This window comes from Cupriavidus sp. 291-E7, from assembly GCF_057798835.1.
Window position 1 is genome coordinate 180,280 of sequence record NZ_JBYOJV010000002.1, and the last position, 11,665, is coordinate 191,944.

7 protein-coding genes are annotated in these 11,665 nt (G+C 66.1%); 4 read left to right on the forward strand and 3 right to left on the reverse strand.

Features of this window, described 5'->3' with window-relative positions; all coding sequences use genetic code 11:
* Window positions 1-189 precede the first annotated feature (189 nt).
* Together argH and ppc are read right to left on the reverse strand one after the other, a co-directional pair.
* Window positions 190-1,599 carry an argininosuccinate lyase gene (argH, locus tag AC3FLX_RS03740; RefSeq protein WP_488693994.1) on the reverse strand — a complete coding sequence of 470 codons (1,410 nt, stop codon included), beginning with the start codon at window positions 1,597-1,599 and terminating at the stop codon, window positions 190-192.
* 211 nt (window positions 1,600-1,810) lie between these two features.
* On the reverse strand, window positions 1,811-4,828 hold the full coding sequence (gene ppc / locus AC3FLX_RS03745) for a phosphoenolpyruvate carboxylase (RefSeq protein WP_488693996.1): 3,018 nt from the start codon (window positions 4,826-4,828) through the stop codon (window positions 1,811-1,813).
* Window positions 4,829-4,979: 151 nt separating this feature from the next.
* On the opposite strand from ppc, the gene hemC reads away from it, so the two are divergent.
* The 3 genes from hemC to AC3FLX_RS03760 are packed head-to-tail and all read left to right on the forward strand — an operon-like array spanning window position 4,980 to window position 9,301.
* Window positions 4,980-5,975 carry a hydroxymethylbilane synthase gene (gene hemC, locus AC3FLX_RS03750; protein ID WP_488693998.1) on the forward strand — a complete coding sequence of 332 codons (996 nt, stop codon included), beginning with the start codon at window positions 4,980-4,982 and terminating at the stop codon, window positions 5,973-5,975.
* Between the two features lie 10 nt (window positions 5,976-5,985).
* A complete protein-coding gene (gene hemDX, locus AC3FLX_RS03755; protein ID WP_488694000.1) occupies window positions 5,986-8,106 on the forward strand; it encodes a fused uroporphyrinogen-III synthase HemD/membrane protein HemX in 2,121 nt (706 codons plus the stop codon).
* 4 nt (window positions 8,107-8,110) lie between these two features.
* Window positions 8,111-9,301, forward strand: coding sequence for a heme biosynthesis protein HemY (locus AC3FLX_RS03760; protein ID WP_488694002.1), 1,191 nt, complete (start codon window positions 8,111-8,113; stop codon window positions 9,299-9,301).
* A gap of 34 nt (window positions 9,302-9,335) precedes the next feature.
* Here AC3FLX_RS03760 and AC3FLX_RS03765 read toward each other — a convergent pair whose 3' ends face one another.
* Window positions 9,336-10,889, reverse strand: coding sequence for a cryptochrome/photolyase family protein (locus tag AC3FLX_RS03765; protein ID WP_488694004.1), 1,554 nt, complete (start codon window positions 10,887-10,889; stop codon window positions 9,336-9,338).
* A gap of 50 nt (window positions 10,890-10,939) precedes the next feature.
* Between AC3FLX_RS03765 and AC3FLX_RS03770 the strand changes: the two genes are divergently transcribed.
* A complete protein-coding gene (locus AC3FLX_RS03770; protein WP_488694006.1) occupies window positions 10,940-11,656 on the forward strand; it encodes a pseudouridine synthase in 717 nt (238 codons plus the stop codon).
* The last annotated feature ends 9 nt before the right edge of the window (window positions 11,657-11,665 follow it).

Genomic DNA, 11,665 nt, shown 5'->3' on the forward strand with positions numbered 1-11,665 from the left:
GAAAGGAGCGGGGAGAGGGCAAAGCCATTCAAAATCGTACGCGCTGGCAAGCAGAACCGCCTGCGCTCTCCCCCAACCCCTCTTCCGCATGCGGGAGGGGGGGCAACTCTGAAAACTGGCAATCAGAAACAAAAAAGCCGCTGGCCTGTCGGCGCAGCGGCTTTTTTGCCACGAAGACTTACGCGAAACTTACAGCGCCTTGCGTGCGGCGGCGATGGCGGCGCGTACCTGGTCGGGCGCGGTGCCACCGATATGGTTGCGCGACGCGACCGAGCCTTCCAGCGTCAGCACCGAATGGACGTCGTCACCGATCAGCGATGCCTTGTCGCCCAGGCCGGAAGCCTGGCGCAGTTCCTCTACCGTCAGGTCGGCCAGGTCGCAGCGGCGGTCGTCGCAGGCGCGCACGGCGTGGGCCACGGCCTCGTGGGCGTCGCGGAACGGCAGGCCGCGCTTGACCAGATAGTCGGCCAGGTCGGTGGCGGTGGCGTAGCCCTGCAGCGCGGCGGCGCGCATGTTGTCCGGCTTGACGCTGATGCCCGGCACCATGTCGGCGAAGATGCGCAGCGTGTCCACCACGGTGTCAACCGTGTCGAACAGCGGTTCCTTGTCTTCCTGGTTGTCCTTGTTGTAAGCCAGCGGCTGGCCCTTCATCAGCACCAGCAGGCCGTTCAGGTGGCCGTACACGCGGCCGGTCTTGCCACGGGCCAGTTCGGGCACGTCCGGGTTCTTCTTCTGCGGCATGATCGAGCTGCCGGTGCAGAAGCGGTCGGCGATGTCGATGAAACCAACGCGCGGGCTCATCCAGATCACCAGTTCTTCGCTGAAGCGCGACACGTGCGTCATCACCAGCGACGCGGCGGCCAGGAATTCAATGGCGAAATCGCGGTCGGACACGGCGTCCAGCGAGTTGCGGCACACGCCGTCGAAACCCAGTTGCTGAGCCACGAATTCGCGGTCGATCGGGTAGCTCGTGCCGGCCAGCGCGGCGGCGCCCAGCGGCAGGCGGTTGACGCGGCGGCGGCAGTCGGCCATGCGCTCGGCATCGCGCGTGAACATTTCCACGTAGGCCATGAGGTGGTGGCCAAACGTTACCGGCTGGGCCACCTGCAGGTGGGTGAAGCCGGGCAGGATCGTGTCCGCGTTCTTTTCGGCCAGGTCCAGCAGCGCGCCGCGCAGGTCACCCAGCAGGCCAATGATGTTGTCGATCTCGTGGCGCAGCCACAGGCGGATATCGGTGGCCACCTGGTCGTTACGCGAACGGCCCGTATGCAGGCGCTTGCCGGCATCGCCGACCAGCGCGGTCAGGCGCGCTTCGATATTGAGGTGGACGTCTTCCAGGTCGAGCTTCCACTCGAACGAGCCGGCTTCGATCTCGCTGCGGATCTGCGTCATGCCGCGCTCGATCTCGGCGCGGTCGGCGTCGGCGATGATGCCCTGCTTTGCCAGCATGGCCGCATGAGCCAGCGAGCCCTGGATATCGAACAGCGCCAGGCGCTTGTCGAAGAAGACCGACGCGGTGTAACGCTTCACCAGGTCGGACATCGGTTCGGAGAAGCGGGCGGACCAGGCTTCGCCTTTCTTGGCAAGTTGGGAGGTCATGTCAGGGGCAGGGCGGAAAATCGGAAACGGCGATTATATCGCCTGAGGGCAGGGCAATTGCGGGTGGTTGGCTCCCCTCTCGCGCATTGCGGGGCAGGGGCTGGGGGAGAGGCCCTGCATCTCAAGATACAAGAAGCGCATGGAGAACCGCCGTACTCCCCTCTCCCGCAAGCGGAAGAGGGGATAAAACAGACTGAAAGATCACATTCGATCAGCCGCTATTACGCAGCCCGGCCGCAACCCCGTTGATCGTCAAGTGAATTCCGCGCCGCACGCGCACGTCGTCGGCGTCCTTGCCGGCCCGGTAGCGCTTGAGCAATTCCACCTGCAAGTGGTTCAGCGGGTCCAGATAGGCAAAGCGGTTCTTGATCGAGCGGGCGAGCAGCGGGTTCTCGGCCAGACGCTCCGTACGGCCCGTGATCAGCGACAGCATGTCGCAGGTCAGGTGCCACTCGGCGCTGATGCGCGAAAAGACCGATTTGCGCAGCGCCGGGTCGTCGCACAGCGCGGCGTAGCGCGAAGCCACGGCCAGGTCGGTCTTGGCCAGCACCATGTCCATGTTCGACATCAGCGTGCGGAAGAACGGCCAGGTCTTGATCATGCGCTTCAGCGTGGCAACGCAGGCCTTGCGGGATTTTTCGTCCGGGGCGTCGTCAAGCATCGCCTTGACCGCGCTGCCGAAGCCGTACCATCCCGGCAGCAGCAGCCGGCACTGACCCCACGAAAATCCCCACGGAATCGCGCGCAAATCCTCGATCTTGCGGTTTTTCTTGTCCATCAGCTTGCGCGAAGCGGGACGCGAACCCAGGTTCAGGTCGGCGATCTCGGTGATCGGCGTGGTGGCGAAGAAGTAATCCTTGAAGCCCGGCGTCTCGTAGACCAGATCCCGATAGGCGCGGAACGCCCGGTCCGACAACTGCTGCATGACGCCTTCGAACGTTGCCAGCCCGGCCGGCGCGTTCTGCGTGGGCAGCAGCGACGCTTCCAGCGTGGCGGCGATCACCGTTTCCAGGTTGCGCCGGCCGATCTCGGAATTGGCGAACTTGCTGTTGATGATTTCGCCCTGTTCCGTCAGACGGATCTGGCCGTTCACGGTACCCGGCGGCTGCGACAGGATGGCCTCGTAGGTCGGGCCGCCGCCACGGCCCACGGTGCCGCCGCGGCCGTGGAACAGGCGCAGCTTCACGCGGCGTTCCTCGAACAGCTTCACCAGCGCCAGTTCGGCCTTGTACAGCTCCCAGTTCGACGTCAGAAAGCCACCGTCCTTGTTCGAATCCGAATAGCCGAGCATCACTTCCTGCTCGACGCCGTGGTGCTTGATCACCGAATCGAAGCCGGGCAGGTCCAGCAACGACTGCATGATGCCGGCCGCGTTGCGCAAATCCTCGATGGTTTCGAACAGCGGAATGACCATCAGCTCCATGTGGGCCGGATCGGTCTTGCTGCCCAGCGTGCCACGCAGCATGCCGGTTTCCTTCTGCAGCAGCATCACTTCCACCAGATCCGACAACGTTTCGGTGTGGGAAATGATGTAGTTGCGGGCCACGCGGTTACCGTAGCGGGCGCGCAGGTCGCGCGCCATCGCAAAGATCGCCAGCTCGTTGCGGGTCTGTTCGGAGTAGCCGTGCCACGGCAGCGTCAGCAATCGCGGCTGGCGCAGTTCGGCCAGCAGCAGCTCCAGCTTGCGTTCCTCGGGCAGTGCCGCGTAATCGGCGGCGATACCGGCGGCCTTGAACAGCTCGGCGATCACTGCCTCGTGCACGTCCGATACCTGACGCATGTCCACTGAAGCCAGGTGGAAGCCGAAGATGGCAATCGCGCGCACCAGCGCATCGATGCGGCCACGCGAGAGCGCTTCGCCATGATGCTGGCGCAGCGAATCGAGCACGATCTGGATATCGGCCGCAAACGCTTCGGCATTGTCATAGGGCGCCACATCGGCCACCGGATGGCGCTGTGCCACATGGCCGGTCAGGCGTGCCGTGGTGGCGGCCAGGCGGGCATAGATGCCGATCAGCGCGCGGCGGTATGGCTCATCGGCGCGGTGTTCGGAATGGTCGGGCGACGCCTCGGCCAGCGCCAGCAGTTCGGGGCTCGCGTCGACCATCAGCGACGACAGCGGCAGCTCGGCGCCCAGCGCGTGCACTTCATCCAGATACCACTGCATGATCAGCGTGGACTGCTGCTGCGCGGCATGCTCCAGTGTTTCGGCGGTGACGTTCGGATTGCCGTCGCGGTCGCCGCCGATCCACGAACCCATCTGCAGGAACGGCGCCAGCGGCGCGGGCGCGGCACCGGCCTTGCTCTTGCGCGGGAAGACCTCGGCAATGTCTTCTTCCATGTCGGCCATCAGCCGTGGAATGCCCTGCAGGAACGTGGTGCGGTAGTAGGAGAGCGCGTTCTCGATCTCGTCCACCACCATCAGCCGCGTGTTGCGCAGCATGCGGGTCTGCCACAGCGTGGTCACGCGGGCGCGCAGTTGCGCGGTGTTGTGGTCCCGTTCGCGCGCCGTCATCGGCAGGTCGCGCTCGGCCAGCAGGCGGGCGATCTCGCGCTCGGCGTCGAGGATCGATTTGCGCTGCACTTCGGTCGGGTGCGCGGTCAGCACGGGCATGATCAGCGCGTTGTCCAGGAATTCACGCAGCTGCTTGCCAGTGACACCGGCGGCGTCGATGGCCTGCAGCGCCCGGGCCAGGCTGCCCGGCTGCGGCGGCGATCCGGCCAGCGCGTGCACGCGGCGGCGGCGGTTGTGGTGCTGATCCTCGGCGATATTGGCCAGGTGCGAGAAATAGCTGAAGGCGCGCACCACGGAATTGGTCTGGTCGCGCGACAGGCGCTTGAGCAGGCGGTCCAGCTCCGTGCCCGCGGCACGGTCGTTTTCGCGGCGGAATCGCACGGCGGTCTGGCGGATCGTTTCCACCAGATCGAAGGCGGCATCGCCTTCCTGCTCGCGCACGCAGTCGCCCAGCAGCCGGCCCAGGAAACGGATGTCCTCGCGCAGCGGCAAATCCTTGTCGGCGGTACGGCGGGCCGGGGTGACGGTATTGCCTTCCGGGGTCACTACCGACAACGCGGGCTTGGCCCGAGTCTTGGCGCTGCGGGAGGGGGATTTCTTTGGGGTGGCGCCCTGGGTGGAACCATTCGCGTCATGCTGGCCTGAGGCTGGCGTAACTGACTTTCGGCCGGCGGAACGGGCACGGCCGTTGGGGCGCGCAGCAGGCTGCGTCATCGACTATCTCCTCTTGTCACTGCGTTGCTTATATGTATCGAACCCCATACACGTAACAGTGGGGTCGACCGGCATCAATACCGTGCCGGAAAGTCACTTCAGGTCTGGCAATCTGGCGGTTTTGCGAGGGGGTGCGTGCTAACATGCGCGCATGCAAGCACCCGCCCAAACGTCGTCTTTGTCCGCTGCAGCGTCACGCAGCATGCCACACAAGCTCGTCATCGCCTCGCGCGAAAGCCGGCTGGCGATGTGGCAGGCTGAACATGTGCGTGCTGCGTTGCAACAATACTATCCCCAGTGCGATGTGTCCATTCTCGGCATGACGACAAGGGGTGATCAAATTCTCGATAAGACCCTGTCCAAAGTAGGCGGCAAGGGCCTGTTCGTGAAGGAGCTGGAGGTGGCGATGGCCGAGGGCCGCGCCGACCTGGCCGTGCATTCGCTCAAGGATGTGCCAATGGAACTGCCCGATGGCTTTGCGCTGACGGCGGTGATGGAACGCGAGGACCCGCGCGATGCGCTGGTATCCACGCAATTCGCTTCGCTCGACGAGATGCCGGCCGGCACCGTGGTGGGCACATCGAGCCTGCGCCGCGAAGCCGCACTGCGCAGCCGCTATCCGCATCTGACGATCAAGCCGTTGCGCGGCAACCTCGACACGCGACTGGGCAAGCTCGACCGTGGTGAATACGGCGCCATCATTCTGGCGGCAGCCGGCCTGAAGCGGCTGGGTATGGGCGATCGTATCCGCGCGCTGATCGAGCCGGACAGCTCGCTGCCAGCCGCGGGCCAGGGCGCACTCGGTATCGAAATCCGTTCCGACCGCCCTGAACTGGCCCAGTGGCTGGCGCCGCTCAATGACGTGCCGACGCTGCTGGCCGTATCGGCCGAGCGCGCGGTATCGCGCCGCCTGGGTGGGTCCTGCCAGGTGCCGCTGGCCGCCCACGCGCGCTGGCATGGCAACACACTGCAACTCGATGCATTCGTTGCGTTGCCCGACGGCACGCGCAACGTGCGCGCCCACGCTACCGCGCAGGTCGATTCGCTGCAGGCTGCCGAGCAGCTCGGTGCCGCTGTGGCCGGTGATCTGCTGGGGCAGGGTGCCGACGCCGTACTGGCAGCGCTGTCGACCGCCGGACCTGCCTGAGGATCGCCCGATGCCCCGCCCGACCGTCGTAGTCACGCGACCCGCCGGGCAGTCCCGGCAACTGACCGAGGCGCTTCACGCCGCCGGTCTGGATGTGCTCGGCTTTCCGCTGCTGGCCATCGGTCCCGCTGCCGACGACACGCAACTGCGCGCCGCGCTGGCGCGTCTGAGCGACTATGCGCTGGTGGTGTTCGTCAGCCCGAACGCCGTGTCGTTCGCGCTCGATACCCTGGCTCAGGTCCAGAACACCGCGGGCCAGGCGCAATGGCCGGCTGAAGTGCCTGTCGCAGTGGTCGGGCCGTCGAGCGTGACGGCGTTGGCCGAGCGAGGCATCGCGCCGCCGACGCATCGCGTCATCGCGCCGGCTGGAGCGCAGGGCGAGGGCGATAGCGGCGACTCCCCGCGCTTCGATTCAGAGGCACTCTGGTCCGAACTCGATACCACGCCCGGTGCATTTACCGGGCGCAGCGTGCTGATCATCCGCGGCAACGGCGGACGCGACTGGCTGGGCGACCGCCTGCGCGAAGCCGGTGCCGCCGTCGGCGCCGTGGAGGCCTACAGCCGCACACTGCCCGAACCGACGACGATGCAATGGCAGGCCGTGCGCGACAGCCTCAAGCCTGGGGCGCCACCCTACGCCTGGCTGCTGACCAGTTCGGAGGCCGTGCGCAACCTCGATGCGTTGGCGCGGTTGCACCTGTCGCCTCAGGAACACGAACGTCTTAAGCAGATGCAGTGCATTGCGCCGCATGCGAGAATTGCCGCGCAGGCCCAGGCGCTCGGTTTCGCGCACGTGCTGCCAGCCGCGCCTGGTGATGCCGGCCTGCTGGCCGCGTGCACGCAATGGGGTAATGCCCATGCCGGGCCGGCGGCGCCGTCGGTGACGGAGCCGGCTCCCGTGCCTGCGCCGGTTGTGCCGGCGCCGTCCAGTGTCGATCCGGCACCGGCGCCTGCGCCAGCCGCTACAGAATCAACAGGGTCCACAGGACCCACGACAACGAAGGTCGAACGCGTGACGCCAGACACTACGTCCCCCTCGTCGAGCCATGCCGCTCCGTCCGGTGCTTCCGGCACGTCTTTCACCACGCACGCGCCAGCGTCGCAGTCGGCCAACCGCCGCTACATGACGGCCTGGTGGGCGATTGCCATCGTGCTGGTGCTGGCCATTGCCGGTGGCTTCTTCTGGTTGCAGATGCGGGTGGAACACCTGACCCAGGAACTCGCGCGGCGCCAGCAGAGCAACGACGCCCTGGTGCAGGAAACCCGCGTGCTGTCGAAGAACGCGCAGGACACCGTCAAGGAACTGCAGTCCAAGGTCGGCGCGCTCGACGGCCAGGTGGTGGAGGCGCGAGACAAGCAGGCCGCGCTGGAGCAGGTCTATCAGGACCTGATGCGCAACCGCGATGACTGGGAGATCGCCGAGATCCAGCAGTTGCTGACCAATGCCGGCCAGCAGCTTCAGTTGACCGGCAACGTGCAGGTGGCGCTCGCCGCGCTGCAAAGTGCCGATGCGCGCCTGGCCCGTTCCGACAAGCCGCAATACAACCAGCTGCGCCGCGCCCTGGCGCGTGACATCGCCCGCATGAAGGCCGTGCCCGATACCGACCTGACCGGGGCGGCCATCAAGCTCGACGAATCGATCAACCAGATCGATGCACTGCCGCTGCTGTCCGGCGAACGCATGCTGGACCGCGTGCCCGGCGAGACCGACAAGCCCGTCAAGCCGGGCGCGAAGGGCGCCTCCGCTCCGGCCGCTGACGACGTTGGCGGCAACGTGCTGACGCGCACGTGGGACTATGTGCTGGCCGAACTGGGCCAGGTGATCCGCGTGCGCAAGGTGGACGACACCAACGCCCTGCTGCTGTCTGGCGACCAGGGCTGGTTCCTGCGCGAAAACGTCAAGCTGCGGCTGCTCAACGCGCGCCTGGCGCTGCTGTCGCGCAACGAACCGGTGTTCCGCAACGACCTGGCTGCCGCGCAGGCGATGATCGGCCGCTATTTCGATACCCGCTCGCGCCGGGTGCAGGGCGTGATGACCCTGCTCAAGCAGGCGCAGGCCAGCGCGGTGAGTGTGTCGCTGCCGACGATGGCCGAGAGCCTTAGCGCGCTGCGCGCGCTCAAGAAGGAGTAGCCGCATGCGACTGCTTTTCTGGGTAGCCGTACTGTTTGGCGGCGCGGTCGGGCTGGCGCTGTTCACACAGTTCAATCACAGCAACGTGGTGCTGTTCTATCCACCGTACCGGGTGGAAATGTCGCTGAACCTGACGCTGGCGCTGCTGTTGCTGCTGTTCTTCGTGGTGTGGACGGTCATGTCCACGTTCCGGCATCTGTCGGAAATGCCGCGCCGGGCCGCCGCGTACCGCGAGCGCAGCCGCATGGGCAAGGCGCAGGCCGCGCTGCGCGAATCGATCGAAAACCTGTTTGCCGGCCGCTTTGCCCGCGCTGAACGCGCCGCCAAGGAGGCCCAGGCATGGCCGGAGCAGGCGCAGACCGCGGCACTGGTCGGCGCGCGCGCAGCGCACCGGATGCAGGAGTCCGAGCGCCGCGACGCCTGGATGGCGCAGGTGACCGACCCCGAGCGCGAACAGGCGCGGCTGGTGTCGATGGCCGAATTGCTGGTCGATGCACGCGATCCGGAAGGGGCGCTGGAAACCATCGCCCAGCTGCAGGAAAAAGGCGGACGCCAGATCCACGTACAGCGGATTGCGCTGCGTGCGCACCAGCATCTGAAGAACTGGACCGAGGTGCTGCGCCTGGCGCGTTCGCTGGAAAAGCGCAACGCACTGCACCCGGTGCTGGCACTGCGGCTCAAACAGATGGCTGTCGAAGCGATGCTGGAGGAGCGCCGCCATGACGCGGAATCGCTTTATCACTTCTGGCGGTCGCTATCGGCGGACGAACGGCACGCCGTGCGCATCGCCGAGCAGGCGGCACGTTATTTCTCGGCGCTGAACCGCCAGAACGAAGCGCGCCGTATTGTCGAGGAAGCGCTCAAGGTGAACTGGGACAGCCGTCTGGTGCAGCGCTACGCCGACTGCGCGGAACCGGGCAAGGCACTGCCGCAAATCCAGCAGGCCGAGAAATGGCTGGTTGATCATCCGAACGATGCCGACCTGTACTACACGCTGGGGGTGCTGTGCCTGGGCGAGCAGCTCTGGGGCAAGGCGCAGTCCAACTTCGAGCGCACGTTGAAGTATGCGGATCGGGAGCGGCAAAGCCGCATCTGCGTGCGCGCGCACCTGGCGCTGGCGCGGCTGTTCGAGGAAACGGACCGGCCCGACGAGGCGCAGAAGCACTACCGCGAAAGCGCCATGCTGGCGGCCTGAACGCGCCGACGGCCGATCAAGAGCGCGAAGCCCGTCAGTCGTCGACGGCCTTCGCCTTCGAACCCTTCACCGCCGCATACCTTTCCAGCGCTTCCATTCGTGCCACTTTGTGCTGCACGACCGGCTGCGGATAGTTATCGCCGAGCTTCACTCCGGCCGCCGCCAGCACATCGTCCGGCGCCGTCCAGGGGGCGTGGATGTACTTGTCCGGCAGGTTTGCCAGTACCGGCAGGTACTTGCGGATGAAGCGCCCCTGCGGGTCAAATTTTTCAGATTGGGTGACCGGATTGAAGATGCGGAAGTAGGGCTGCGCGTCGCAGCCGGTTGACGCTGCCCATTGCCAGCCGCCGTTGTTGGCGGAGAAATCAAAGTCATTGAGCTGGTCGGCGAAATATTGCTCGCCCCGGCGCCAGTCCACGCCCAGGTCCTTGACCAGGAAACTTGCCGTGACCATGCGCAGGCGGTTGTGCATGTAGCCGCTCTGGTTGATCTGCAGCATCGCGGCATCCACCAGCGGATAGCCGGTCCGCGCCTGGCACCATGCGTCGAAGTACTCGTTGCCGGTTCGCGTGTCGACCCAGCGCAGCGCATCGTATTCCGGGTGGTACGACTTGCCGTCGGCGACGCGCGGGTGATGGTGCAGGATCATGAAATAGAAGTCGCGCCAGACCAGTTCGGACAGCCAGACGGCGGCGCCGGTACTGGCGGGGCCGCCTTGCTGCACGATCTCGTGCGCGGCACGCACGAGCGTTCGGATCGATATCGTGCCGAAGCGCAGGTGCACGGACAGGTAACTGGGGCCGCGCAGCGCGGGGTAGTCACGGCGCTGGCCGTACTCCCCAATGCGATTGCGGAATTCGTCGAACAGCGCCTGCGCACCATCGGCGCCCGTGGGCATGGCGATGTCGGGCAGGTTGCTGGGCGCGAAGCCGAGCGATTCGAGGGTGGGCAAGGCCGTACGGTATCGGGCCGGCACCGTTGCCAGGGCCTGCCGGTACTTGTCGACCGGGTAGGGCCGCAGGTCGAACGGCTGCAGCGCCTTCAGCCACGCATTCTTGTACGGCGTGAACACGCTGAATGGCTGGCCCAGGCCAGTCAGGATCTCGTCGGCCTCGAAAACGACCTGGTCCTTGAACGTCAGCAGCACCCGTGAATCGGCGGCCAGCGCCTGGCGCACGGCGGCGTCGCGATCGTTGGCGGCTGGTTCGTAGTCGTGGTTCGTGAACACCGCCTCGGCATTGAGCTCGGCGGCCAGCTTTGGAATGGCATCGCGCGCGCGGTCGTCAAGGACGATCAGCCCGCCGCCAGCGTCGGTCAAGGCCTGCCGCAGCGGCTCCAGCGATTTGTGGATGAACTCCACGCGCCGGTCGGCCTTCAATCCCCGATCGAGCAGCGGATCGAGGATTTCGCGGTCGAACACGAACACGCACCATACCTGCTTGCAGTGCTTGAGGGCATAATGCAGCGCCGCGTGATCTTCGGCGCGCAGGTCGCGCCGGAACCAGACCAGGCCGCGTGCGAATTCCCGGCTGATCCGGTAGGGCATGCGTCCGCCAGGTTCGGCTGCAGGGGAAGGTGATCTCGGCATCGCCATAACCTAACATAGCCACCAGCATTTCCTCGCATTCCCACACTCTCATGGCCACGACTCTCGACCGCATCCTGCAATCCCAAGGCTTCGGCACCCGCCGCTATTGTGGCGACCTGGTGGAAGCCGGACTCGTCGAGGTCAACGGGGTGCTTTGCGAAGATCCGGGTGCACGCTTCGAAGTGGACGGCCTGCGTCTGATGGTCGACGGCGAGGAGTGGCTGGCGTGCACCAAGGCCTACCTGATGCTGAACAAGCCGGCCGGCTACGAATGTTCGCAGCGGCCGCGCCACCATCCCAGTGTCTACAACCTTCTGCCGGTGCCGCTGCGCCAGCGCGAGGTGCAGGCGGTGGGGAGGCTCGACCACGACACCACCGGTCTGCTGTTGCTGACCGACGATGGCCAGTTCATCCATGCCCAGACCTCTCCGAAGAAGCAGGTGCCCAAGGTCTACGAGGTCACCACGTTCGACCCTGTGACGCAGGAGCAGGTGCAGGCGCTGTGCGCCGGCGTGCAGCTGGACGACGAGCCGGCCCCGATTGCGGCACATGCCTGCGAAGCCACCGGCGAGCGCAGCCTGCGCCTGTCGCTGCTGCAGGGCAAATATCACCAGGTCAAGCGCATGGTCGCCGCCGCTGGCAATCATGTGACGGCGCTGCATCGCAGTGCCATCGGCGGATTGCGGCTCGACCCGGCGCTGGAGTTGGGGGAGTGGCGCTGGCTGACACCGGAAGACATGGTTGCGCTGAAGTCGGCGGGGGATTGAGGCCGGTGG

What these genes read in the sequence shown, in the direction of transcription:
- AC3FLX_RS03765 (WP_488694004.1), bottom strand. Translation starts at nt 10,889, where the DNA reads ATGCCGAGATCACCTTCCCCTGCAGCCGAACCTGGCGGACGCATGCCC.
- AC3FLX_RS03770 (WP_488694006.1), top strand. Translation starts at nt 10,940, where the DNA reads ATGGCCACGACTCTCGACCGCATCCTGCAATCCCAAGGCTTCGGCACC.
- AC3FLX_RS03760 (WP_488694002.1), top strand. Translation starts at nt 8,111, where the DNA reads ATGCGACTGCTTTTCTGGGTAGCCGTACTGTTTGGCGGCGCGGTCGGG.
- argH (WP_488693994.1), bottom strand. Translation starts at nt 1,599, where the DNA reads ATGACCTCCCAACTTGCCAAGAAAGGCGAAGCCTGGTCCGCCCGCTTC.
- hemC (WP_488693998.1), top strand. Translation starts at nt 4,980, where the DNA reads ATGCAAGCACCCGCCCAAACGTCGTCTTTGTCCGCTGCAGCGTCACGC.
- hemDX (WP_488694000.1), top strand. Translation starts at nt 5,986, where the DNA reads ATGCCCCGCCCGACCGTCGTAGTCACGCGACCCGCCGGGCAGTCCCGG.
- ppc (WP_488693996.1), bottom strand. Translation starts at nt 4,828, where the DNA reads ATGACGCAGCCTGCTGCGCGCCCCAACGGCCGTGCCCGTTCCGCCGGC.